This window comes from Enterobacter cloacae complex sp. 402C9 (genome assembly GCF_050030745.1).
In the GTDB taxonomy this organism is placed as follows: domain Bacteria; phylum Pseudomonadota; class Gammaproteobacteria; order Enterobacterales; family Enterobacteriaceae; genus Enterobacter; species Enterobacter intestinihominis.
The window spans coordinates 4,578,591-4,603,281 of the sequence record NZ_JBLGUW010000001.1 but is presented as its reverse complement, the minus strand read 5'-3'; the positions used below and the strand labels follow the sequence as shown (position 1 = coordinate 4,603,281).

19 protein-coding genes, 4 tRNA genes, 3 rRNA genes and 1 riboswitch are annotated in these 24,691 nt (G+C 54.7%); of the genes, 21 read left to right on the top strand and 5 right to left on the bottom strand.

Annotated features, from left to right (window positions below; all coding sequences use genetic code 11):
• Window positions 1-118: 118 nt before the first annotated feature.
• Window positions 119-1,270, bottom strand: coding sequence for an acetylornithine deacetylase (gene argE, locus ACQG1K_RS21895; protein WP_015569956.1), 1,152 nt, complete (start codon window positions 1,268-1,270; stop codon window positions 119-121).
• Window positions 1,271-1,358: 88 nt separating this feature from the next.
• Between argE and argC the strand changes: the two genes are divergently transcribed.
• The 4 genes from argC to oxyR all read left to right on the top strand — a co-directional run bounded on the left by argC (window position 1,359) and on the right by oxyR (window position 5,848).
• The gene (gene argC / locus ACQG1K_RS21890) at window positions 1,359-2,363 is read left to right on the top strand and encodes an N-acetyl-gamma-glutamyl-phosphate reductase (RefSeq protein ID WP_023298889.1); all 1,005 of its coding nucleotides are present in this window, start codon (window positions 1,359-1,361) and stop codon (window positions 2,361-2,363) included.
• Between the two features lie 6 nt (window positions 2,364-2,369).
• Window positions 2,370-3,146 carry an acetylglutamate kinase gene (gene argB, locus ACQG1K_RS21885; RefSeq protein WP_094948456.1) on the top strand — a complete coding sequence of 259 codons (777 nt, stop codon included), beginning with the start codon at window positions 2,370-2,372 and terminating at the stop codon, window positions 3,144-3,146.
• Window positions 3,147-3,251: 105 nt separating this feature from the next.
• On the top strand, window positions 3,252-4,625 hold the full coding sequence (argH, locus tag ACQG1K_RS21880; RefSeq protein WP_023298888.1) for an argininosuccinate lyase: 1,374 nt from the start codon (window positions 3,252-3,254) through the stop codon (window positions 4,623-4,625).
• A gap of 305 nt (window positions 4,626-4,930) precedes the next feature.
• Window positions 4,931-5,848, top strand: coding sequence for a DNA-binding transcriptional regulator OxyR (gene oxyR, locus ACQG1K_RS21875; protein ID WP_022649783.1), 918 nt, complete (start codon window positions 4,931-4,933; stop codon window positions 5,846-5,848).
• On the opposite strand, the gene sthA is transcribed toward oxyR, so the two are convergent.
• Complete coding sequence (sthA, locus tag ACQG1K_RS21870; RefSeq protein ID WP_003862057.1) at window positions 5,831-7,231, bottom strand: Si-specific NAD(P)(+) transhydrogenase; 1,401 nt, start codon at window positions 7,229-7,231, stop codon at window positions 5,831-5,833. The genes oxyR and sthA overlap by 18 nt on opposite strands.
• Before the next feature lie 196 nt (window positions 7,232-7,427).
• On the opposite strand from sthA, the gene fabR reads away from it, so the two are divergent.
• A complete protein-coding gene (fabR, locus tag ACQG1K_RS21865) occupies window positions 7,428-8,066 on the top strand; it encodes an HTH-type transcriptional repressor FabR (protein ID WP_003862059.1) in 639 nt (212 codons plus the stop codon).
• Between the two features lie 9 nt (window positions 8,067-8,075).
• Complete coding sequence (locus tag ACQG1K_RS21860) at window positions 8,076-8,435, top strand: YijD family membrane protein (RefSeq protein WP_017383113.1); 360 nt, start codon at window positions 8,076-8,078, stop codon at window positions 8,433-8,435.
• Window positions 8,436-8,525: 90 nt separating this feature from the next.
• On the opposite strand, the gene trmA is transcribed toward ACQG1K_RS21860, so the two are convergent.
• Window positions 8,526-9,626, bottom strand: a complete 1,101-nt coding sequence (gene trmA, locus ACQG1K_RS21855) for a tRNA (uridine(54)-C5)-methyltransferase TrmA (protein WP_023298887.1) — start codon at window positions 9,624-9,626, stop codon at window positions 8,526-8,528.
• A gap of 104 nt (window positions 9,627-9,730) precedes the next feature.
• Window positions 9,731-9,906: riboswitch (cobalamin riboswitch) on the top strand.
• Between the two features lie 66 nt (window positions 9,907-9,972).
• On the opposite strand from trmA, the gene btuB reads away from it, so the two are divergent.
• From btuB to ACQG1K_RS21810, 9 genes are all read left to right on the top strand, one after another.
• Window positions 9,973-11,820, top strand: a complete 1,848-nt coding sequence (btuB, locus tag ACQG1K_RS21850; protein ID WP_023330102.1) for a TonB-dependent vitamin B12 receptor BtuB — start codon at window positions 9,973-9,975, stop codon at window positions 11,818-11,820.
• The gene (gene murI, locus ACQG1K_RS21845) at window positions 11,765-12,616 is read left to right on the top strand and encodes a glutamate racemase (RefSeq protein ID WP_023298885.1); all 852 of its coding nucleotides are present in this window, start codon (window positions 11,765-11,767) and stop codon (window positions 12,614-12,616) included. Before btuB ends, murI begins: the two co-directional genes overlap by 56 nt.
• A gap of 384 nt (window positions 12,617-13,000) precedes the next feature.
• Window positions 13,001-14,542, top strand: a 16S ribosomal RNA gene (locus ACQG1K_RS21840).
• Between the two features lie 70 nt (window positions 14,543-14,612).
• Window positions 14,613-14,689: transfer RNA gene (locus tag ACQG1K_RS21835), tRNA-Ile, on the top strand.
• Between the two features lie 42 nt (window positions 14,690-14,731).
• A tRNA-Ala gene (locus ACQG1K_RS21830) sits at window positions 14,732-14,807 on the top strand.
• A gap of 171 nt (window positions 14,808-14,978) precedes the next feature.
• A 23S ribosomal RNA gene (locus tag ACQG1K_RS21825) occupies window positions 14,979-17,883 on the top strand.
• 72 nt (window positions 17,884-17,955) lie between these two features.
• Window positions 17,956-18,071: ribosomal RNA gene (rrf, locus tag ACQG1K_RS21820) — 5S ribosomal RNA — on the top strand.
• Together the 16S, 23S and 5S rRNA genes with 4 tRNA genes alongside form the textbook arrangement of a ribosomal RNA operon.
• A 55-nt stretch (window positions 18,072-18,126) precedes the next feature.
• Window positions 18,127-18,203: transfer RNA gene (locus ACQG1K_RS21815), tRNA-Asp, on the top strand.
• Window positions 18,204-18,256: 53 nt separating this feature from the next.
• A tRNA-Trp gene (locus tag ACQG1K_RS21810) sits at window positions 18,257-18,332 on the top strand.
• A 100-nt stretch (window positions 18,333-18,432) separates the two neighbouring features.
• Here ACQG1K_RS21810 and hdfR read toward each other — a convergent pair.
• On the bottom strand, window positions 18,433-19,254 hold the full coding sequence (hdfR, locus tag ACQG1K_RS21805; protein WP_022649779.1) for an HTH-type transcriptional regulator HdfR: 822 nt from the start codon (window positions 19,252-19,254) through the stop codon (window positions 18,433-18,435).
• A gap of 118 nt (window positions 19,255-19,372) precedes the next feature.
• Between hdfR and ACQG1K_RS21800 the strand changes: the two genes are divergently transcribed.
• A complete protein-coding gene (locus tag ACQG1K_RS21800) occupies window positions 19,373-19,711 on the top strand; it encodes a DUF413 domain-containing protein (protein WP_006808641.1) in 339 nt (112 codons plus the stop codon).
• A 26-nt stretch (window positions 19,712-19,737) separates the two neighbouring features.
• Here the strand turns inward: ACQG1K_RS21800 and ACQG1K_RS21795 are convergent, their stop codons facing one another.
• Window positions 19,738-21,258 (bottom strand): YifB family Mg chelatase-like AAA ATPase, encoded by a 1,521-nt coding sequence (locus ACQG1K_RS21795; RefSeq protein WP_022649778.1) that lies wholly within the window; start codon window positions 21,256-21,258, stop codon window positions 19,738-19,740.
• Between the two features lie 340 nt (window positions 21,259-21,598).
• Between ACQG1K_RS21795 and ilvL the strand changes: the two genes are divergently transcribed.
• From ilvL to ilvE, 5 genes are all read left to right on the top strand, one after another.
• Window positions 21,599-21,697: an ilv operon leader peptide gene (gene ilvL, locus ACQG1K_RS21790; RefSeq protein WP_001311244.1), complete on the top strand. Its 99-nt coding sequence runs from the start codon at window positions 21,599-21,601 to the stop codon at window positions 21,695-21,697.
• A gap of 86 nt (window positions 21,698-21,783) precedes the next feature.
• The gene (gene ilvX / locus ACQG1K_RS21785; protein WP_201405605.1) at window positions 21,784-21,834 is read left to right on the top strand and encodes a peptide IlvX; all 51 of its coding nucleotides are present in this window, start codon (window positions 21,784-21,786) and stop codon (window positions 21,832-21,834) included.
• 2 nt (window positions 21,835-21,836) lie between these two features.
• Entirely contained in the window at window positions 21,837-23,483 is a 1,647-nt protein-coding gene (gene ilvG / locus ACQG1K_RS21780) for an acetolactate synthase 2 catalytic subunit (protein WP_023298882.1), read from the top strand.
• On the top strand, window positions 23,480-23,743 hold the full coding sequence (gene ilvM / locus ACQG1K_RS21775) for an acetolactate synthase 2 small subunit (RefSeq protein WP_003860184.1): 264 nt from the start codon (window positions 23,480-23,482) through the stop codon (window positions 23,741-23,743). The genes ilvG and ilvM overlap by 4 nt, the downstream gene beginning before the upstream one ends.
• A gap of 18 nt (window positions 23,744-23,761) precedes the next feature.
• Window positions 23,762-24,691, top strand: coding sequence for a branched-chain-amino-acid transaminase (ilvE, locus tag ACQG1K_RS21770; RefSeq protein ID WP_003860182.1), 930 nt, complete (start codon window positions 23,762-23,764; stop codon window positions 24,689-24,691).

Below are 24,691 nucleotides of genomic sequence, written 5' to 3'. Positions count from 1 at the left end.
ATGGGAATGTGACGGAGATCGCGGGATTTACTCCCCTCACCCTAACCCTCTCCCCAAAGGGGAGAGGGAACTTGAACACCCTCTCCCCTTGGGGGAGAGGGCAGGGTGAGGGGCCGTTTTAATGCCAGCAGAAGTGATGCACAACCTGGGTAATGAGTTCGCGGGTGGGCTTGATGAAGCGGGTTTCGAGATATTCGTCCGGCTGGTGGGCCTGGTTGATGGAGCCAGGGCCCAGAACCAGCGTCGGGCACAGGGTCTGAATAAACGGCGCTTCGGTACAGTAGTTCACCACGTCGGTTTTCTCCCCGAGCAGTTTTTCCACCACCTGAACCAGCTGGTGGTCAGGCGGGCATTCGTAGCCTGGAATCGGCGGATGCAGTTCGGAGACCGTCAGACGTCCCGGCCAGCGCTCGCTGACCGGTGCCAGCGCTTCGTTCAGTAAGCCATCCAGATCGCTCAGCGTCATGCCCGGCAGAGGACGGATATCCATATGCAGTTCGCAGCAGGCGCAGATACGGTTGGACGCATCACCGCCGTGCAGGCTGCCGAGGTTCAGCGTCGGATACGGCACGGTGAACGCCTCGTAGTGATAGCGCTCTTTCAGATCGTCGCGCAGGGTCATGATGCGGCCAATCGCGTCATGCATCAGCTCAATGGCGTTCACGCCGCGCGCCGGATCGCTGGAGTGACCAGACTGGCCCAGCACGCGCACTGCGGTAGAAATATGGCCTTTGTGCGCCCGAATCGGTTGCAGAGAGGTAGGTTCACCGATGATCGCGCAGTCCGGGCGAATCGATGTGTTTTCAGAGAAATACCGTGCGCCCGCCATGCTGGTCTCTTCATCGGCGGTCGCCAGAATGTAGAGCGGCTTTTTCAGCGTTGTCACGTCCACGTCACGCAGCGCGTCGAGGATAAAAGCAAAGAAGCCTTTCATGTCCGCCGTGCCGAGACCGTAGAGCTTGTTGTCGTGCTCTGTCAGGGTGAACGGATCGCGGGTCCAGCGGCCATCGTCAAACGGCACGGTGTCAGTGTGACCAGCCAGCAGCAGGCCGCCAGCGCCATGTCCGGTGCTGGCGAGCAGGTTAAATTTGTGACGTGTTCCGGGGACGGGCTGAACCTCAACGTTAAACCCAAGATCGCTAAACCAACCCGCCAGCAGATTGATTAAAGACTCATTGCTCTGATCCAGCGCTTCTTCCGTTGCGCTGATGGACGGTGTGGCAATCAGGGCGCGGTAAATCTCGATAAATGGCGGTAAGTTCATTTTCATTGTTGACACACCTTAGGTCATGATAGTATCAATATTCATGCAATAAATGTGAATAAAAATACATTAACGTTGAGCATAAAGGAACCCGATGTTGAATACGCTGATTGTAGGCGCTAGCGGTTATGCGGGCGCAGAGCTTGTAAGCTACGTGAATCGCCACCCACATATGACCATAACCGCTTTGACCGTGTCAGCGCAAAGCAATGATGCCGGAAAGTTAATTTCCGATTTGCATCCACAACTTAAGGGCGTGGTTGATTTGCCTTTGCAGGCCATGTCTGACATCAGCGAGTTTACCGACGGCGTTGACGTGGTGTTTTTAGCCACCGCACACGAGGTCAGTCACGACCTGGCGCCGCAGTTTCTGGCAGCCGGTTGCGTGGTCTTCGATCTCTCCGGCGCGTTTCGCGTTAACGACAGCGCGTTCTACGAAAAATATTACGGCTTCACCCATCAGCACCCGGATCTGCTCGAAAAAGCGGTGTACGGCCTGGCGGAGTGGAGCGCAGATAAACTGAAAGAAGCGAATCTGATTGCCGTGCCTGGCTGTTACCCGACGGCGGCGCAGCTCTCCCTTAAGCCACTGATCGACGCGGGTCTGCTGGATCTTGACCAGTGGCCGGTGATCAACGCCACCAGCGGCGTGAGCGGCGCCGGGCGCAAGGCCGCGATCTCCAACAGCTTCTGCGAAGTGAGCCTTCAGCCGTATGGCGTGTTTAATCACCGTCATCACCCTGAAATCACCACCCATCTGGGCGCGGAGGTGATATTCACCCCGCACCTCGGTAGCTTCCCGCGCGGGATCCTTGAAACCATTACCTGTCGCCTGAAGCCGGGCGTGACCAAAGACCAGGTGAGCGAAGTCTTCACGCAGGCGTATGCGGATAAACCACTGGTGCGTCTGTATGACAAAGGCGTACCAGCGCTAAAAAACGTGGTCGGCCTGCCGTTCTGCGACATCGGCTTTGCCGTGCAGGGCGAGCACCTGATTGTGGTCGCCGCGGAAGATAACTTACTCAAAGGCGCTGCCGCACAGGCAATGCAGTGTGCAAATATTCGTTTCGGCTTCCCTGAAACGCAGGCTCTTATTTAAGGTGTGATGATGAACCCATTAATTATCAAACTCGGTGGTGTACTGCTGGACAGCGAAGAAGCGCTGGAGCGCCTGTTTACCGCGCTGGTGAACTATCGTGAATCACATCAACGTCCGCTGGTGATTGTCCACGGCGGCGGCTGTGTGGTGGACGAGCTGATGAAAGGGCTCAACCTGCCGGTGATTAAGAAAAATGGCCTGCGCGTCACGCCTGCCGACCAGATTGACATTATTACTGGTGCGCTGGCGGGGACGGCGAACAAAACGCTGCTGGCGTGGGCGAAGAAGCACCACATCGCGTCCGTTGGTCTCTGTCTGGGCGATGGCGATAGCGTGAAAGTGACCCAGCTCGACGAAGCGCTTGGCCATGTTGGACTGGCGCAGCCAGGTTCGCCTAAGCTGATTAACACCCTGCTGGAAGGTGGTTTTCTGCCGGTGGTGAGCTCAATCGGCGTGACCGAAGAGGGCGAGCTGATGAACGTCAATGCGGACCAGGCGGCAACCGCGCTGGCTGCTACGCTGGGCGCAGACCTGATCCTGCTCTCCGACGTGAGCGGCATTCTGGACGGCAAAGGCCAGCGCATTGCGGAAATGACCGCCGCAAAAGCCGAACAGCTGATCGATCAGGGCATTATCACCGACGGCATGATCGTTAAGGTGAACGCGGCGCTGGATGCCGCGCGCACGCTGGGTCGTCCGGTGGATATCGCCTCCTGGCGTCACGCGGAGCAACTCCCGGCGCTGTTTAACGGTACGCCGATTGGTACGCGTATTCTGGCTTAAGATTCTGTGCCGGATGGCGCTTCGCTTATCCGGCCTACGTGAATTTTGTAGGCCCGGTAAGCGCAGCGCCACCGGGCAAAAATATCATCATTAAGGAAATTCGTTATGGCACTTTGGGGTGGGCGTTTTACACAGGCAGCGGATCAGCGGTTCAAACAGTTCAACGACTCTTTGCGCTTCGACTACCGCCTGGCCGAACAGGATATTGTCGGCTCTGTGGCCTGGTCCAAAGCGCTGGTGACCGTGGGCGTGCTGACCGCAGAGGAACAGCAGCAGCTGGAAGAGGCGCTGAATAATCTGCTGGAAGAGGTGCGTCTGGATCCGCAGCAAATCCTCCAGAGCGATGCCGAAGATATTCACAGCTGGGTGGAAGGCAAACTGATCGACAAAGTCGGCCAGCTGGGTAAAAAGCTCCATACCGGGCGTAGCCGTAATGACCAGGTGGCGACCGACCTGAAGCTGTGGTGTAAAGAGACCGTCGGCGAACTGCTGGCGGCGAATCGTCAGCTGCAGAGCGCGCTGGTGGACACTGCGCAGAACAATCAGGATGCGGTGATGCCGGGTTATACCCACCTGCAACGCGCACAGCCGGTGACCTTTGCGCACTGGTGTCTGGCCTACGTTGAGATGCTGGCGCGTGATGAGAGCCGTTTACAGGATACCTTAACGCGTCTGGACGTCAGCCCGTTGGGCAGCGGCGCGCTGGCCGGTACGGCTTATGAAATCGACCGTGAGCAGCTGGCAGGCTGGCTGGGCTTTGCTTCCGCCACCCGCAACAGCCTGGACAGCGTCTCTGACCGTGACCACGTGCTGGAGCTGCTGTCGAATGCCTCTATCGGGATGGTGCACCTGTCGCGCTTTGCCGAAGACCTGATCTTCTTTAACTCTGGCGAAGCGGGCTTCGTCGAGCTGTCCGACCGCGTGACGTCCGGCTCCTCCCTGATGCCGCAAAAGAAAAACCCGGATGCGCTGGAGCTGATCCGCGGCAAATGTGGCCGCGTGCAGGGCGCGCTGACCGGCATGATGATGACCCTGAAAGGGCTGCCGCTGGCATACAACAAAGACATGCAGGAAGACAAAGAGGGGCTGTTCGACGCGCTCGACACCTGGCTGGACTGTCTGCATATGGGCGCGCTGGTGCTGGACGGCATTCAGGTGAAACGTCCGCGCTGCCAGGAAGCGGCGCAGCAGGGCTATGCTAACTCAACTGAGCTGGCGGACTACCTGGTGGCGAAAGGTGTACCGTTCCGCGAGGCGCACCATATTGTGGGTGAAGCGGTAGTGGAAGCGATTCGTCAGGGTAAAGCCCTTGAAGAGCTGGCGCTTGCCGACCTGCAAAAATTCAGTGCGGTTATTGGGGAGGATGTCTACCCGATTCTGGCCCTGCAATCCTGCCTGGATAAGCGTGCGGCGAAAGGTGGAGTCTCGCCGAAGCAGGTGGCGCAGGCGATTACGGACGCGAAAAACCGGTTGGTTTGAATAGTGCGGGCTGGTGCCCTCACCCCGGCCCTCTTCCACAGGGAGAGGGAGAAAAACGGAGCCTGGCTTAGTGCCGGGCTTTTTTATACGCAAAAAAAAGCGGACCACGGGGTCCGCAAAAGTTCACGTTGGCTTTAGTTTTTCGAGTTTTGAGAGAAACTCGCTGACGGTGCGGGGTCGTTTTGGGTCAAACACGTGCCGCCTCGTCTATGTGATGTATTATTCAACAGAATGCTTGATAGGGATAATCGTTCGTTGCTATGCTATCTATCGCCATGAACTATCGTGGCGACGGAGGATGAATAATGAATATTCGTGATCTTGAATACCTGGTAGCGTTAGCTGAGCATCGCCATTTTCGCCGCGCGGCAGACTCCTGCCACGTCAGCCAGCCAACGCTGAGCGGTCAGATCCGCAAGCTGGAAGATGAGCTGGGCGTGATGCTGCTGGAGCGCACCAGTCGTAAGGTACTGTTCACGCAGGCAGGTCTGCTGCTGGTGGATCAGGCGCGCACCGTACTGCGCGAGGTCAAAGTGCTCAAGGAAATGGCAAGCCAGCAGGGGGAGGCGATGTCCGGCCCGCTGCATATTGGCCTGATCCCAACCGTTGGCCCGTATCTGTTGCCGCAAATCATTCCGCTGCTGCACCAGACGTTCCCGAAACTCGAAATGTACCTGCATGAAGCGCAAACCCATCAGCTGCTGGCGCAGTTAGACAGCGGCAAGCTCGACTGCGCGATCCTGGCGCTGGTCAAAGAGAGCGAAGCCTTTATTGAAGTACCGCTGTTCGATGAGCCGATGATGCTGGCGATCTATGAAGATCACCCGTGGGCGAACCGCGATCGCGTGCCGATGGCCGATCTGGCCGGAGAAAAGCTGCTGATGCTGGAAGACGGCCACTGTCTGCGCGATCAGGCGATGGGCTTCTGCTTCGAAGCGGGTGCAGATGAAGATACCCATTTCCGCGCAACCAGCCTGGAAACGCTGCGTAACATGGTCGCGGCGGGAAGTGGCATTACGCTGCTGCCTGCGCTGGCCGTGCCGCGCGAGCGTAAGCGTGATGGCGTGGTCTATCTGCCGTGTATTAAGCCAGAGCCGCGTCGCACGATCGGCCTGGTTTATCGTCCGGGTTCACCGCTGCGCAGTCGCTATGAGCAGCTGGCAGAGGCCATCCGTGGTGCAATGGATGGCCATTTCGACAACGCGTTAAAACAGGCGGTTTAAGCCGTTCAGCGCAGCTACCCGATAGGCTTCCGCCATGGTCGGGTAGTTAAAGGTGGTGTTAACGAAGTACTCGATGGTGTTGCCACCACCTTTTTGCTCCATGATCGCCTGGCCGATATGAATGATTTCCGCGGCACGTTCACCAAAGCAGTGAATACCGAGGATCTCTTTCGTCTCGCGATGGAACAGGATCTTCAGCGTACCCACGCTCATCCCCACAATTTGTGCGCGCGCCAGGTGTTTAAACTGGGCACGACCCACCTCGTAAGGCACCTTCATGGCCGTCAACTGCTGCTCGGTTTTGCCGACAGAACTGATTTCCGGGATGGTGTAGATGCCCGTCGGGATGTCCTCGATCAGATGCGCCGTCGCTTCACCTTTCACCAGCGCCTGTGCGGCGATGCGGCCCTGATCGTAAGCAGCGGAGGCCAGACTTGGGTAACCAATAACGTCGCCGACCGCGTAAACGTGCGGCAGCGCAGTCTGGTACATGCTGTTGACCTTGAGCTGACCGCGGCTGTCGGTTTCAAGCCCGATATTCTCCAGCTGCAATGAATCCGTGTTGCCGGTACGGCCGTTGGCATACAGCAGGCAGTCCGCCTTCAGCTTCTTACCAGATTTCAGGTGCATGATCACACCGTCGTCGCAGCCTTCGATTTTCTCGTACTCTTCGTTGTGGCGAATCACCACGCCACTGTTCCAGAAGTGGTAGGAGAGGGAATCTGACATCTCCTGATCGAGGAACGCCAGCAGCCGGTCGCGGGTGTTGATCAAATCAACTTTGACCTCCATTCCCCGGAAAATCGACGCATATTCACAGCCAATCACGCCCGCGCCATAGATGATCACATGGCGTGGCTCGTGGTGCAGGCTGAGGATGGAGTCGCTGTCGTAAATGCGTGGATGAGAGAAGTCCACGTCTGCCGGATGATATGGGCGCGATCCGCAGGCAATCACAAATTTTTCAGCGGTGAGCGTCTCAACCGAACCGTCGTGGCACTCCAGCGCCAGGGTGTGTTCATCCACAAAATGCGCGTTACCCTGCAGAATTTCACAGTGGTTGCGCTCATAGAAACCCTGACGCATGCGCGTCTGCTGGTTAATGACCGTGTCTGCGTGATTCAGGATATCGGCAAAGGAAGAACGAAGAAGTCGGGAGTGGTCGCTGTAAAGAGGGTTCTGGTTAAATTCGATAATGCGGCTAACGGCGTGGCGGAGGGCTTTCGAAGGGATGGTGCCCCAGTGGGTGCAACCGCCGCCGACATTATGGTAGCGCTCAATAACCGCTACTCTGGCTCCCTGTTTTACCAGACCCATAGCAGCACCTTCGCCGCCGGGGCCGGAACCAATAACTATTGCGTCGTAATCGTAGGAATGTGGCATGGCAAGGCTTACCTGTTCTTATACATAAAAGCAACAGAATCATAACATCATTGCCTGGGTAACCCAATTATCGTTGTGCTTTTTTCGGGCAGTGGAGCACAAACCGCGCGTAAACAATCATTCACAAAGCCAGGTAAACAGATTAATTTTATTCTCTGGTATAGTGCCAACGGGCCTTTGGAAGGATTCAACTATCGTGATGGGCGTAAGAGCACAACAAAAAGAGAAAACCCGGCGTTCGCTGGTGGAAGCCGCATTCAGTCAACTGAGTGCTGAGCGGAGTTTTGCCAGTTTAAGCCTGCGCGAAGTGGCGCGCGAGGCCGGGATTGCGCCAACGTCCTTCTATCGTCATTTCCGTGATGTGGATGAACTGGGCCTGACCATGGTCGACGAGAGCGGTTTGATGCTGCGCCAGCTTATGCGTCAGGCGCGTCAGCGTATTGCCAAAGGCGGCAGCGTGATCCGCACCTCCGTGTCGACATTTATGGAATTTATCGGCAATAACCCTAACGCGTTTCGCCTTTTGCTGCGCGAGCGCTCTGGCACGTCGGCGGCGTTTCGTGCCGCCGTCGCGCGTGAAATTCAGCATTTCATCGCGGAACTTGCCGACTATCTTGAACTCGAAAACCATATGCCGCGTGCGTTTACTGAAGCACAGGCCGAGGCGATGGTGACCATTGTTTTCAGTGCGGGTGCCGAAGCGCTGGATGTCAGCATTGAACAACGTAAGCAACTCGAAGAGCGACTGGTATTGCAACTGCGGATGATTTCTAAAGGTGCGTACTACTGGTATCGCCGTGAACAAGAGAAGTTGGCACATCAAAACGATGAGTGAAGGTGAGTAATGAAACAGTCAGGTCAGGATAAAGGAACGCTGTTGCTGGCATTGATCGCTGGCTTATCCATTAACGGTACGTTTGCGGCGGTTTTCAGCTCAATTGTACCGTTCTCGATTTTCCCGATTATCGCGCTGGTGCTGACGGTGTATTGCCTGCATCAACGTTATCTGAACCGCACCATGCCGGTTGGGTTACCGGGGCTGGCCGCAGCCTGTTTTATTCTTGGTGTATTGTTGTACAGCACCGTGGTGCGTGCAGAGTATCCGGATATCGGTTCTAACTTCCTGCCTGCGGTGCTGTCTGTGGCGCTGGTGTTCTGGATTGGCTCGCGCATGCGTAGCCGCAAGAGCCAGTTACCAGAGTAAAGGGTTTTGTCATTGTAGGCCGGATAAGCGAAGCGCCATCCGGCTTTTTTGGCAGGTGGCGCTTCGCTTACCTGCCCTACAAGGCCCACATTACTTCGCCGTGAGCAGTACGCCGCACTCCATATGGTGCGTATATGGGAACTGATCGAACAGCGCCAGACGTTCAACCTTGTGCGTCTGGCTTAATGTTTCCAGATTCTTGCACAGCGTCTCCGGGTTACAGGAGATGTACAAAATACGCGGGTACGCCTGCACCATCTTCTCGGTTTCGCTGTCCAGGCCACTGCGCGGCGGATCGACAAAAATTGTCTCACACTGGTAGCTCTTCAAATCAATCCCTTGCAGGCGGTTAAACTCACGTACGCCGTTCATCGCCTGGGTAAACTCTTCTGCCGCCATACGAATGATCTGCACATTATCAATATGGTTAGCGGCGATGTTGTACTGCGCGGCGGCCACCGACGGTTTGGCGATTTCCGTCGCCAGCACGCGCTCGAAGTTACGCGCCAGCGCCAGCGAGAAGTTGCCGTTACCGCAGTAGAGCTCCAGCAGATCGCCCGTCGACCCTTCCGTCGCATTCAGCGCCCACTCCAGCATCTGCACGTTCATTGCCGCATTCGGCTGGGTGAAGCTGTTCTCCACCTGACGGTAAACCATCTCTTTTCCTGCCACCGGCAAGCGCTCGTCGATGTAATCCTGGTCCAGCATGATTTTGGTTTTGGTCGCGCGGCCAATCAGGTGCACGTTGATGTTCTGCGCGCGCAGCGCATCGCGCAGGGCTTCTGCCTGCTCGCGCCACTCGTCGGTCAGCGCTTTGTGATAGAGCAGAGAGACAATGGCCTGATTGCTTTGGGTGGTCAGGTAGTCAATCTGGAACAGCTTGTTGCGCAGCACCGGATTAGTGCGCACACCGTCGATCATCAGCGTCATTAGCTGGTTGATAAGCTCACTCGCCGCCGGGAAACTGTCTACGCGAATCCGGGATTTCGTCTGCTGATCGAAAATGATGTGGTACAGGTCATCGCCATCGTGCCAGATGCGAAACTCAGCGCGCATACGGTAGTGGCTGACCGGAGAACGAAACACCTCGGGAACGGGCGCGTTGAAAGGCGTCATCATACTTTGCAGGCGGACAACTTTTTCTGCCAGCTGTGCGTCGTACTGTTCTGTCGGGAGGTGTTCGGGGGTCATGATGCGTCCTGAGTGATAAAGAATTACGCGGGGATTGTAGGGATTGTGCAGTGGATGTCCAGATTTAATGGCTAATAGCTATCTGGACATCTATACGTGTCTAATTGTAGCATTCTGTTTCCGGTCTCCTGAGAGTAAAAAGGGAATCCAGTGCAAATCTGGAGCTGACGCGCAGCGGTAAAGACTGGCGGGATGAGAGTTGTAGACACTGTGAAAACGGGAAGTCTTCATCCGTATAACGCCACCCAGCCCGAAGACCTGCCGGGATCACGTCGCATTTGGTTTCATCATCGCGTGCTATCGATGAGGCCTGCGGCATCCTTCTTATATTGTGGATGCTTTAACAATGATTAAAAAAGTATCGCTGTTGACGGCGTTTTCCGTCACGGCATTTTCGGGCTGGGCGCAGGAAAGCGCCGACTCGTTGGTGGTGACAGCAAACCGTTTCGAACAACCTGAAAAATCTGTTCTGGCTGCGACTTCTGTCGTGACGCGGGCCGATATCGACCGCTGGCAATCCACCACGGTTCTGGATGTCATGCGTCGCCTGCCTGGCGTAGATACGGCACAAAATGGCGGGATGGGGCAGCTCTCTTCTCTCTTTATACGCGGTACGAACTCCAGCCATGTCCTGATTCTCGTCGATGGGATCCGCCTTAACCAGGCGGGCGTCACGGGGTCGTCCGATCTCAGCCAGTTTCCGATCTCCCTGGTGCAGCGCATCGAATATCTTCGTGGACCGCGTTCGGCGGTGTACGGCTCGGATGCGATCGGTGGTGTAGTCAACATTATCACTACGCGTGCGAAGGATGGCACAACGCTGAATGCTGGCGTTGGGACACACGGCTTCCAGAATTATGGTGGCAGCACCCAGCAAACATTGGGTGAAAGTACGCGCGTTACGCTGGCGGGGGATTACACCTACACAAAAGGCTTTGACGTCGTTGCTGACGGTAATAACGGCGGCCTTGCCCAGACCGATCGCGACGGCTTTATGAATAAAACGCTCTACGGCGCACTGGAGCATGCTTTCTCTGAGCAATGGAGTGGTTTCGTTCGCGGCTATGGTTACAGCAACCGTACCGCCTATGACGGCTATTACAGTTCATTTACCCCTGATGTGCTGGTTGATACCCGCCAACTCTATAGCCAGACCTGGGATGCCGGATTGCGGTTTAACCGGGATGTTTTCCATTCACAGTTGCTCTCCAGCTACAGTCACAGCAAAGACTACAATTACGATCCGCACCTTGGACGCTATGACTCCACAGCAACCCTGGATGAAATCAAACAGTACAATGTTCAGTGGACCAACTCAGTTGACGTGGGACATGGCAACATCGGCGCGGGCGTTGACTGGCAGAAACAGAGCACCGAGCCGGGTACCAACTACGTAACCAACGCCTATGACCTGCGTAACACTGGCGTCTACCTGACTGGGTTGCAGCAGTTTGGAGATTTCACTCTGGAGGCGGCGGCCCGCAGCGATGACAACTCTCAGTTTGGTCGCCATGGTACCTGGCAAAGTAGCGCAGCCTGGGAGTTCGTTGACGGTTACCGCTTCATAGCCTCTTATGGCACGGCCTATAAAGCGCCGAATCTGGGTCAGCTCTATGGCTTCTACGGCAATACCCATCTTGATCCTGAAGAGAGCAAGCAGTGGGAAGGGGCGTTTGAAGGCCTGACGGCAGGCGTAAGCTGGCGCGTATCCGGCTATCGTAATGACGTTGATAATCTCATCGACTTCAACAATAACCTGCAGCAATATTACAACGTCGGCAAAGCACGCATTAAAGGTGTAGAAGCGACAGCGTCGTTTGATACGGGTCCGTTGACGCATACTGTGGGCTACGACTATGTGGATGCCCGCAATGCGGCAACCAATCAACTTCTGGACCGTCGTGCTAAACAGCAGGTGAAATATCAGCTTGATACGCAGATCTATGATGTTGACTGGAGCCTGACGTATCACTATCTCGGCACGCGCTACGACACCGACTTTGGAACCTATCCGTCAGAGAAAGTTAAAATGGGCGGCGTCAGCCTGTGGGACGTCGCGGTTTCATATCCTGTCACCTCACATCTCACAGTTCGTGGTAAAATAGCCAACCTGTTCGATAAAGATTACGAGACAGTTTATGGCTACCAAACTGCAGGACGGGAATACACCTTGTCTGGCAGCTACACCTTCTGATCCGCGTCCCACCGTGCTGGTGTTTGATTCCGGCGTCGGTGGGCTTTCGGTCTATGATGAGATTCGGCAGCTCCTGCCGGATCTCCATTACATCTACGCCTTCGATAACGTCGCGTTCCCGTATGGGGAAAAGAGTGAAGACTTTATCGTTGAGCGTGTGATTGAAATCGTCACTGCGGTACAAAAGCGCTATCCCCTGGCGCTGGCGGTTATTGCCTGTAATACAGCAAGCACGGTCTCTCTTCCTGCCCTGCGCGAAAAATTCCCGTTCCCGGTTGTGGGCGTTGTCCCGGCAATCAAACCTGCGGCGCGTCTGACGGCGAACGGTATCGTGGGGTTGCTGGCGACACGCGGTACGGTAAAACGTCCTTATACGCGTGAGCTTATTGAGCGCTTTGCCAATGAATGCCAGATCGCCATGCTCGGCTCCGCGGAGCTGGTGGAAATGGCGGAAGCGAAACTGCACGGCGAGACGGTATCGCTTGAAGAGCTGCGTCGCATTCTGCGTCCATGGCTGCGGATGCAGGAACCACCGGATACGGTTGTTCTCGGCTGCACCCATTTCCCGCTATTACAGGAAGAGCTGTTAAAGGTTTTGCCTGAAGGGACCCGGCTGGTGGATTCCGGTGCTGCGATTGCGCGTCGGACGGCCTGGCTACTGGAGCACGAGGCGCCGGATGCGAAATCAGCGGATGCGAACATCGCTTTCTGTATGGCGATAACAAAAGAAACCGAACAACTTTTGCCCGTTTTACGTCGTTATGGCTTCGAAACGCTCGAAAAACTGGCGCTGTAGCACGGTTTTGAGCAAAAAAGAGACGGTTGAACGTTTTTTTTCAAAGAGGGGTTGTCAACGTCTGAGAACTCCCTATAATGCGCCTCCACTGACACGGAACAACGGCTTACAAGCCGCCGGGACAGCGGGGTTCAGAGATGAACGCCAACAGAGAAAAGTGAAAATAATTGCTTGACTCTGAATGAGGAAAACGTAATATACGGGACCTCGCAACGGTGAGCGAAAGCCGCGTTGCACTGCTCTTTAACAATTTATCAGACAATCTGTGTGGGCACTCAAAGTGACATGGATTCTTAATGTCCTCGGACACTAAATGAATACCAAGTCTCAACGAGTGAACACGTAATTCATTACGAAGTTTAATTCATTGAGCATCAAACTTTTAAATTGAAGAGTTTGATCATGGCTCAGATTGAACGCTGGCGGCAGGCCTAACACATGCAAGTCGAACGGTAACAGGAAGCAGCTTGCTGCTTTGCTGACGAGTGGCGGACGGGTGAGTAATGTCTGGGAAACTGCCTGATGGAGGGGGATAACTACTGGAAACGGTAGCTAATACCGCATAACGTCGCAAGACCAAAGAGGGGGACCTTCGGGCCTCTTGCCATCGGATGTGCCCAGATGGGATTAGCTAGTAGGTGGGGTAACGGCTCACCTAGGCGACGATCCCTAGCTGGTCTGAGAGGATGACCAGCCACACTGGAACTGAGACACGGTCCAGACTCCTACGGGAGGCAGCAGTGGGGAATATTGCACAATGGGCGCAAGCCTGATGCAGCCATGCCGCGTGTATGAAGAAGGCCTTCGGGTTGTAAAGTACTTTCAGCGGGGAGGAAGGCGACAGGGTTAATAACCCTGTCGATTGACGTTACCCGCAGAAGAAGCACCGGCTAACTCCGTGCCAGCAGCCGCGGTAATACGGAGGGTGCAAGCGTTAATCGGAATTACTGGGCGTAAAGCGCACGCAGGCGGTCTGTCAAGTCGGATGTGAAATCCCCGGGCTCAACCTGGGAACTGCATTCGAAACTGGCAGGCTAGAGTCTTGTAGAGGGGGGTAGAATTCCAGGTGTAGCGGTGAAATGCGTAGAGATCTGGAGGAATACCGGTGGCGAAGGCGGCCCCCTGGACAAAGACTGACGCTCAGGTGCGAAAGCGTGGGGAGCAAACAGGATTAGATACCCTGGTAGTCCACGCCGTAAACGATGTCGACTTGGAGGTTGTGCCCTTGAGGCGTGGCTTCCGGAGCTAACGCGTTAAGTCGACCGCCTGGGGAGTACGGCCGCAAGGTTAAAACTCAAATGAATTGACGGGGGCCCGCACAAGCGGTGGAGCATGTGGTTTAATTCGATGCAACGCGAAGAACCTTACCTACTCTTGACATCCAGAGAACTTTCCAGAGATGGATTGGTGCCTTCGGGAACTCTGAGACAGGTGCTGCATGGCTGTCGTCAGCTCGTGTTGTGAAATGTTGGGTTAAGTCCCGCAACGAGCGCAACCCTTATCCTTTGTTGCCAGCGGTCCGGCCGGGAACTCAAAGGAGACTGCCAGTGATAAACTGGAGGAAGGTGGGGATGACGTCAAGTCATCATGGCCCTTACGAGTAGGGCTACACACGTGCTACAATGGCGCATACAAAGAGAAGCGACCTCGCGAGAGCAAGCGGACCTCATAAAGTGCGTCGTAGTCCGGATTGGAGTCTGCAACTCGACTCCATGAAGTCGGAATCGCTAGTAATCGTGGATCAGAATGCCACGGTGAATACGTTCCCGGGCCTTGTACACACCGCCCGTCACACCATGGGAGTGGGTTGCAAAAGAAGTAGGTAGCTTAACCTTCGGGAGGGCGCTTACCACTTTGTGATTCATGACTGGGGTGAAGTCGTAACAAGGTAACCGTAGGGGAACCTGCGGTTGGATCACCTCCTTACCTTAAAGAACCTGCCTTTGTAGTGTCCACACAGATTGTCTGATGAAAAACAGCAGTAAAAAATCTCTGCAGGCTTGTAGCTCAGGTGGTTAGAGCGCACCCCTGATAAGGGTGAGGTCGGTGGTTCAAGTCCACTCAGGCCTACCAAACTCCTTTTAAAGGATGAGCGGTACAGAGATTACAAACGATGGGGCTATAGCTCAGCTGGGAGAGCGCCTGCCTTGCACGCAGGAGGTCTGCGGTTCGATCCCGCATAGCTCCACCATCCTTTACTGCGAACACAAGAAAACTTCAGAGTGAACCTGAAAAGGTGCACTGCGAAGTTTTGCTCTTTAAAAATCTGGATCAAGCTGAAAATTGAAACGACACACAGCTCATGTGTGTTCGAGTCTCTCAAATTTTCGCAATCATGAAGTGAAACATCTTCGGGTTGTGAGGTTAAGCGACTAAGCGTACACGGTGGATGCCCTGGCAGTCAGAGGCGATGAAGGACGTGCTAATCTGCGAAAAGCGCCGGCGAGGTGATATGAACCTTTGACCCGGCGATGTCCGAATGGGGAAACCCAGTGCAATCCGTTGCACTATCGTTAACTGAATACATAGGTTAACGAGGCGAACCGGGGGAACTGAAACATCTAAGTACCCCGAGGAAAAGAAATCAACCGAGATTCCCCCAGTAGCGGCGAGCGAACGGGGAGCAGCCCGGAGTCTGAATCAGCTTGTGTGTTAGTGGAACGGTCTGGAAAGTCCGACGGTACAGGGTGATAGTCCCGTACACGAAAGCACACTTGCTGTGAACTCGAAGAGTAGGGCGGGACACGTGGTATCCTGTCTGAATATGGGGGGACCATCCTCCAAGGCTAAATACTCCTGACTGACCGATAGTGAACCAGTACCGTGAGGGAAAGGCGAAAAGAACCCCGGCGAGGGGAGTGAAAAAGAACCTGAAACCGTGTACGTACAAGCAGTGGGAGCCTCTTTATGGGGTGACTGCGTACCTTTTGTATAATGGGTCAGCGACTTATATTCTGTAGCAAGGTTAACCGTATAGGGGAGCCGAAGGGAAACCGAGTCTTAACTGGGCGTTAAGTTGCAGGGTATAGACCCGAAACCCGGTGATCTAGCCATGGGCAGGTTGAAGGTTGGGTAACACTAACTGGAGGACCGAACCGACTAATGTTGAAAAATTAGCGGATGACCTGTGGCTGGGGGTGAAAGGCCAATCAAACCGGGAGATAGCTGGTTCTCCCCGAAAGCTATTTAGGTAGCGCCTCGTGAACTCATCTTCGGGGGTAGAGCACTGTTTCGGCTAGGGGGCCATCCCGGCTTACCAACCCGATGCAAACTACGAATACCGAAGAATGTTATCACGGGAGACACACGGCGGGTGCTAACGTCCGTCGTGAAGAGGGAAACAACCCAGACCGCCAGCTAAGGTCCCAAAGTCATGGTTAAGTGGGAAACGATGTGGGAAGGCACAGACAGCCAGGATGTTGGCTTAGAAGCAGCCATCATTTAAAGAAAGCGTAATAGCTCACTGGTCGAGTCGGCCTGCGCGGAAGATGTAACGGGGCTAAACCATGCACCGAAGCTGCGGCAGCGACACTATGTGTTGTTGGGTAGGGGAGCGTTCTGTAAGCCGTTGAAGGTGTCCTGTGAGGGGTGCTGGAGGTATCAGAAGTGCGAATGCTGACATAAGTAACGATAAAGCGGGTGAAAAGCCCGCTCGCCGGAAGACCAAGGGTTCCTGTCCAACGTTAATCGGGGCAGGGTGAGTCGACCCCTAAGGCGAGGCCGAAAGGCGTAGTCGATGGGAAACAGGTTAATATTCCTGTACTTGGTGTTACTGCGAAGGGGGGACGGAGAAGGCTATGTCAGCCGGGCGACGGTTGTCCCGGTTTAAGCATGTAGGCGGAGGTTCCAGGTAAATCCGGTACCTTGTTAACGCTGAGGTGTGATGACGAGGCACTACGGTGCTGAAGTGATAAATGCCCTGCTTCCAGGAAAAGCCTCTAAGCATCAGGTAACACGAAATCGTACCCCAAACCGACACAGGTGGTCAGGTAGAGAATACCAAGGCGCTTGAGAGAACTCGGGTGAAGGAACTAGGCAAAATGGTGCCGTAACTTCGGGAGAAGGCACGCTGATATGTAGGTGAAGTCCCTGCGGACGGAGCTGAAATCAGTCGAAGATACCAGCTGGCTGCAACTGTTTATTAAAAACACAGCACTGTGCAAACACGAAAGTGGACGTATACGGTGTGACGCCTGCCCGGTGCCGGAAGGTTAATTGATGGGGTTAGCGGCAACGCGAAGCTCTTGATCGAAGCCCCGGTAAACGGCGGCCGTAACTATAACGGTCCTAAGGTAGCGAAATTCCTTGTCGGGTAAGTTCCGACCTGCACGAATGGCGTAATGATGGCCAGGCTGTCTCCACCCGAGACTCAGTGAAATTGAACTCGCTGTGAAGATGCAGTGTACCCGCGGCAAGACGGAAAGACCCCGTGAACCTTTACTATAGCTTGACACTGAACACTGGTCCTTGATGTGTAGGATAGGTGGGAGGCTTTGAAGCGTGGACGCCAGTCTGCGTGGAGCCAACCTTGAAATACCACCCTTTAATGGCTGGTGTTCTAACGTAGACCCGTAATCCGGGTTGCGGACAGTGTCTGGTGGGTAGTTTGACTGGGGCGGTCTCCTCCCAAAGAGTAACGGAGGAGCACGAAGGTTGGCTAATCCTGGTCGGACATCAGGAGGTTAGTGCAATGGCATAAGCCAGCTTGACTGCGAGCGTGACGGCGCGAGCAGGTGCGAAAGCAGGTCATAGTGATCCGGTGGTTCTGAATGGAAGGGCCATCGCTCAACGGATAAAAGGTACTCCGGGGATAACAGGCTGATACCGCCCAAGAGTTCATATCGACGGCGGTGTTTGGCACCTCGATGTCGGCTCATCACATCCTGGGGCTGAAGTAGGTCCCAAGGGTATGGCTGTTCGCCATTTAAAGTGGTACGCGAGCTGGGTTTAGAACGTCGTGAGACAGTTCGGTCCCTATCTGCCGTGGGCGCTGGAGAATTGAGGGGGGCTGCTCCTAGTACGAGAGGACCGGAGTGGACGCATCACTGGTGTTCGGGTTGTCATGCCAATGGCACTGCCCGGTAGCTAAATGCGGAAGAGATAAGTGCTGAAAGCATCTAAGCACGAAACTTGCCCCGAGATGAGTTCTCCCTGAGACTTTAAGTCTCCTGAAGGAACGTTGAAGACGACGACGTTGATAGGTCGGGTGTGTAAGCGCAGCGATGCGTTGAGCTAACCGATACTAATGAACCGTGAGGCTTAACCTTACAACGCCGAAGCTGTTTTGGCGAACGAGAGACAGACACGATTTTCAGCCTGATACAGATTAACAGAATTTGCCTGGCGGCTTTAGCGCGGTGGTCCCACCTGACCCCATGCCGAACTCAGAAGTGAAACGCCGTAGCGCCGATGGTAGTGTGGGGTCTCCCCATGTGAGAGTAGGGAACTGCCAGGCATCAAATTAAGTAGTAAGCCGGTGCATTAATCCGGTGGTTACAGAAGTATTCGGTGGAGCGGTAGTTCAGTCGGTTAGAATACCTGCCTGTCACGCAGGGGGTCGCGGGTTCGAGTCCCGTCCGTTCCGCCACTTATTAAGACATTAAGCCTGCCCAAAGGGCAGGCTTAATGGCAAAAAAATTTAGGGGCGTAGCTCAGTTGGTAGAGCACCGGTCTCCAAAACCGGGTGTCGCGAGTTCGAGTCTCTCCGCCCCTGCCATATAGAATCCTTTGCTTCGGCAAAGGATTTTTTTTTGCCTGTAAAACGGCTCAACACCTTCCTGAAGAATAAGCAGCCTGCATTTCCGCAGGCTTTTGCGTTAATCCAGTATGCTGGTTTTTAACAGATCTTTTATCTGAGACTGCTTATCGCTGTTTTGCAACCAAATAGCATACAACGGCCTGGAGAGCGTTGTTGAATCGGTGACAACATGGAGTGCGGGTTTATTATCCGCCCAGCGAACAGGTAACCAGGTACAGCCTTTCAGTGTGGGAAGATGCTGGCATGCGATCTCCGCAGAGCTTGTCGTGAGTTGCGGGATATCATCGCTGGCAATTAACCCCGTCTCGTGCTGCTGAAAATCAGGCCCCCATTCCAGGCGTAAATAATTCAGGTCGGCCTTCATCATTGCAGGCTCGGATGCATAGAGCGCCAGGCTAAACTGTCCAACAATCTGGCTGCTAAATTCATCCATCTTGGGGGCTTCTGTGGTGATCAGCAGATCAAGCTGCCGCTCGTGGAGTTGCTTAACCAGCGACTGGCGTTGCGCAATCCTCGCCTCAAATTGCAGATGGTTGTGTGTGCGATATAGCCGCATAAGCCACTGGCTGAGCATGCATTCCCATAGTGAAGCGCTGGCACCGATCGAGAATTCATTATGCCGGGATGTGTGCGCAACCTCCTTTCGCGCTGCTTGCCAGGTATTCATCAGGGTTTCTGCATAAGGCAATAGCTTTTCACCGGCCGGGGTTAAACGAATATTGTTGCGATGGCGGGTAAAAAGGTTCACACCCAGTTGATTTTCCAGCTGTCGAATACGAAAACTGACTGCTGACTGCGTCAGGTAGAGGGCTTCAGCTGCTCGCCCAAAGTGTCGCGTTCTGCTCACTTCGAGGAAAGTTTTTAGCAATTCCGTATCCACATCTTTCTCCACAAAATTATTTGTCGTTATGATTTAAATGTTTTGTTTTACACTCTGTCAAGCGTAACTAATACTCCGCGCCATAAATAGCTCGGCCAAAGAATTAGGAGCGTGTAGGATGGCGGAAAGCTTTACGACGACTAATCGTTTTTTCGATAATAAACATTATCCGCGCGGGTTCTCTCGTCACGGCGATTTCACTATCAAAGAAGCTCAACTTCTTGAGCGCCATGGTTATGCCTTTAACGAGCTGGATCTGGGTAAGCGCGAACCGGCAACCGAAGATGAAAAACAGTTTGTCTCTGTTTGTCGTGGTGAGCGTGAGCCGCAGTCTGATGCAGAACGTGTATGGATCAAGTATATGGCTCGCATTAAGCGTCCTAAGCGTTTCCATACGCTGTCTGGCGGCAAGCCGCAGATGGAAGGTGCAGAAGACTACACCGAGTCTGACGATTAAGAAGAGAAGGGGCTACGGCCCCTTTTTTATGCCAGCATTTTTTGCAGATGCAACAGCAGCCGATCGATCGCACGGTAGCTTAATGCCTCCTGCAAATGTCGCCTCTCTATTCCGGGGCAGCCCTCCACGTCAGCGACCGTGCGCGCAACTTTCAACAAACGCTGCCACGCGCGAATGGATAGCCCAAACCGCGTCAGTGTCTCTTCCAGCCAGCCTGCATCTTCGGCGTTGAGAGAGCAAAACTGTCGGATCCCGCTGTTATCCAGCCGGGCATTCAGCCTGTTCTGACGGGCATACTGCCGCGCCTGAGCCGCAATAACCCGTTCTCGCACCACTGCTGAGCTTTCGCCTTTGATACCGGTTTGCCTCAGCAGACCGGGCGGTGGCAGGGGGATCTCGAGAGATAAATCAAAACGGTCGAGGAAGGGGCCGGACAGCTTACTCAGATAGCGCAGCGTCTGCTCCGGCGTACAGCGGTTATGGTTGCCCTGATAATGGCCCGTTGGGCTAGGGTTCATCGCGGCGACCAGCTGAAACTGCGCAGGGTAGCTTATTTTGGCGCGTGTACGAGACAGATGGATTTCGCCGGATTCAATCGGCTCCCGCAACGCATCCAGCACGCGGCGTTCAAACTCTGGCAATTCATCCAGGAACAGAATGCCGTTGTGTGCCAGTGAGATTTCACCCGGTCCGGGAATTGAGCCCCCGCCCACCATCGCGGTAAGAGACGCACTGTGGTGTGGCGAGCGGAAAGGACGGCGGCGCCACTGTTTATGCAGCGATATTGAACTGACCAGGCTAAATATCGCGGCGCTTTCCAGCGCTTCGTGATTATTGAGGGGGGGCAGCAGGCCGCTCAACCTGCTCGCCAGCATCGTTTTCCCCGTGCCTGGCGGACCTATCAGTAGCAGGTTATGCCCACCCGCGGCCGTTATTTCTAACGCCCGCTTACCCTGTTCCTGACCCATAATATCGCTGAGGTCATCGGGTGAATCTGCCACTACCTCCTCATTCTCCTGCGGCTCGGCAAGCTCATGTCGGCCTTCCAGCCAGGCGCAAACCTCCTGCAAATGTCCCGCGACAAGACACCCCTTTTCGGCGATAAGGCTGACTTCAGAGGCATTTTCATTGGCCACAATGATTTGCCTTCCCGCGCGTATGGCTTCAAGCGCACCCGAGATTGCTCCGGGAACGCCTCTTAACGCGCCTGTAAGCGCTAATTCACCCACGAACTCGCACGAGCTTAACCCTGGCGTATTGAGCTGTTCAGAAGCCGCGAGAAGCGCTATAGCAATAGGTAAATCATATCGCCCTCCCTCCTTTGGCAAATCGGCGGGCGCAAGGTTGATGGTGATCTTCTTCGCCGGAAAAGCATAACCGCTATTAATAATTGCGCTGCGCACGCGATCCCTGGCCTCCTTAACGGTCGTTTCGGGTAAGCCGACCAGCGTCAGTCCGGGCAGTCCATTACTTAAATGAACCTCTACAGAAATAAGCGGTGCCTTCACGCCGATGGCCGCGCGTGTATAAACAACTGACAGTGACATAAGCCCTCCTTGGCGGTGACTATGCCAGCATCATTTTTTCCTGTTTAGCGCTAATTCACTGAATTACGGCGCTCGTTCCAGCCTTTTAGCGCCTAAATGTAATCATTACATGTCGGTGGAATCGGCCTCGCAGAAAAGAAATCATGCGCGCCTTGCCTGATGAAACAGGACAAAAAAATGAATAATCTTCATTTCTATTTTTTCCCTATATAAAACAACGATTTTGAAAGAAATAGTTCGCCTGCTACAGAAATGAGTCATAAAAAAATCTTGTGTCAGATGAAATATCTGTGGTAACTCTTTAGGTATTCCTTCGAACAAGATGCAAAAAGAACTGAAAATGACAGCCCTTCTACGAGTGATTAGCCTGGTCGTGATTAGCGTGGTGGTGATTATTATCCCACCGTGCGGGGCTGCACTTGGACGAGGAAAGGCTTAGAAATCAAGCCTTAACGAACTAAGACCCCCGCACCGAAAGGTCCGGGGGTTTTTTTATGACTAAAAAACTTAAATGAGGAGCAGAGAATGACGACTAGCATAAAATTCTGTTTCTCCAGATTTATGACGGGGAACTAACTATGAATGGGGCACAATGGGTAGTACATGCGTTGCGCGCGCAGGGAGTCGAAACCGTATTCGGTTATCCGGGTGGCGCAATTATGCCGATTTACGATGCACTGTATGACGGCGGCGTGGAACACCTCTTGTGCCGACACGAGCAGGGCGCAGCGATGGCCGCCATCGGTTATGCCCGTGCGACCGGTAAAACCGGCGTCTGTATGGCCACCTCCGGTCCGGGCGCAACGAACCTGATCACCGGCCTGGCTGACGCGCTGCTCGATTCCGTACCCGTGGTGGCGATCACCGGCCAGGTGGCCTCTCCGTTCATCGGCACCGATGCTTTCCAGGAAGTGGATGTGCTCGGTTTATCGCTTGCCTGCACCAAACACAGCTTCCTCGTTCAGTCTCTCGAAGAGCTGCCGCGCGTGATGGCCGAAGCGTTCGAGGTTGCCAGCTCTGGCCGTCCTGGCCCGGTTCTGGTAGATATCCCGAAAGATATTCAGGTTGCACTCGGCGATCTGGAACCGCACTTCTCCACCGTTGAAAGCGACGACGTGTTTCCCCATGCGGAGGTTGAAGAGGCTCGCCAGATGCTGGCGCAGGCGAAACAGCCGATGCTGTATGTAGGCGGCGGCGTGGGCATGGCGCAGGCTGTTCCTGCCCTGCGCGAATTTATCGCAGTAACGCAAATGCCCGCCACCTGCACGCTGAAAGGATTGGGCGCGGTCGACGCGGACTATCCATACTATTTGGGCATGTTAGGGATGCACGGCACCAAAGCGGCAAACCTGGCGGTGCAGGAGTGTGACCTGCTCATCGCCGTCGGCGCCCGTTTTGACGACCGCGTCACCGGCAAGCTGAACACCTTTGCGCCGAACGCCAAAGTGATCCATATGGACATCGACCCGGCGGAGATGAACAAACTGCGTCAGGCGCATGTCGCGTTGCAGGGCGATCTCAACGCGCTTTTACCGGCGCTGGAGCAGCCGCTGGATATCAACCCATGGCGTCAGCACACCGCAGATATGCGCGCTGAACACGCCTGGCGTTACGATCACCCCGGCGAGGCCATCTATGCGCCGCTGTTGTTGAAACAGTTGTCCGACCGCAAACCCGCAGACAGCGTGGTGACGACGGATGTCGGCCAGCATCAGATGTGGTCAGCCCAGCACATGACCTACACCCGCCCGGAGAACTTCATCACCTCGAGCGGCTTAGGCACGATGGGCTTCGGCCTGCCCGCTGCCGTGGGCGCACAGGTTGCCCGCCCGAACGATACCGTTATCTGTATCTCCGGTGACGGCTCCTTCATGATGAATGTCCAGGAGCTCGGCACCGTGAAGCGTAAGCAGTTACCGCTGAAAATCGTTTTGCTCGATAACCAGCGTTTGGGAATGGTTCGCCAGTGGCAGCAGCTGTTCTTCCAGGAGCGTTACAGCGAAACGACCCTGACCGACAACCCCGATTTCCTCACCCTGGCCAGCGCCTTCGGCATTCCTGGCCAGCACATCACCCGTAAAGACCAGGTTGAAGCGGCACTCGACACCATGCTGTCAAGCGAAGGGCCATACCTGCTTCATGTCTCAATCGACGAGCTTGAGAACGTCTGGCCGTTGGTACCGCCCGGTGCCAGTAACTCACAAATGCTGGAGAAATTATCATGATGCAACATCAGGTTGCCGTGCAGGCTCGCTTCAACCCGGAAACGTTAGAACGCGTATTGCGTGTGGTGCGTCATCGTGGTTTTCAGATTTGCTCTATGAATATGGAAACGGCCACGGATGCACAAAATATCAGTATCGAATTAACCGTTGCCAGCCCGCGGCCGGTCGACTTACTGTTTAGTCAGTTATCAAAACTGGTAGACGTTGCCCATGTTGCCATCTGCCAGAGCACAACCACATCACAACAAATCCGCGCTTAAGCGTGACAGGACGAAAAAATGACGACAAAAAAAGCTGATTACATTTGGTTCAATGGTGAGATGGTTCGCTGGGAAGACGCGAAAGTTCACGTGATGTCCCACGCGCTGCACTACGGCACCTCCGTGTTTGAAGGCATCCGTTGCTACGATTCTCACAAAGGACCAGTGGTGTTCCGCCATCGCGAACACATGCAGCGTCTGCATGACTCAGCCAAAATTTATCGTTTCCCGGTCTCCCAAAGCGTTGATGAGCTGATGGAAGCCTGCCGCGAGGTGATCCGCCAGAACAAACTGACCAGTGCCTATATTCGTCCGCTGGTCTTCGTGGGTGATGTCGGCATGGGTGTCAATCCGCCCGCTGGCTATAACACCGATGTGATCATTGCTGCGTTCCCGTGGGGCGCCTACCTGGGCGCGGAAGCACTGGATCAGGGGATCGACGCAATGGTTTCTTCCTGGAACCGCGTGGCACCAAACACTATCCCGACCGCGGCTAAAGCGGGCGGTAACTACCTCTCCTCACTGCTGGTTGGCAGCGAAGCGCGCCGTCACGGCTATCAGGAAGGTATCGCGCTCGATGTAAATGGCTACATCTCCGAAGGTGCGGGCGAAAACCTGTTTGAAGTGAAAGACGGCATTCTGTTCACCCCGCCGTTTACCTCGTCCGCGCTGCCGGGCATCACCCGCGACGCCATCATCAAGCTGGCAAAAGATCTGGGTATCGAAGTACGCGAGCAGGTGCTGTCCCGCGAATCCCTGTACCTGGCTGACGAAGTGTTCATGTCCGGCACCGCGGCTGAAATTACACCGGTGCGTAGCGTCGACGGCATTCAGGTGGGCGAAGGCCGCTGTGGTCCGGTCACCAAACGCATTCAGCAAGCCTTCTTCGGCCTGTTCACCGGCGAAACAGAAGACAAATACGGCTGGTTGGATCAGGTTAATCACTAA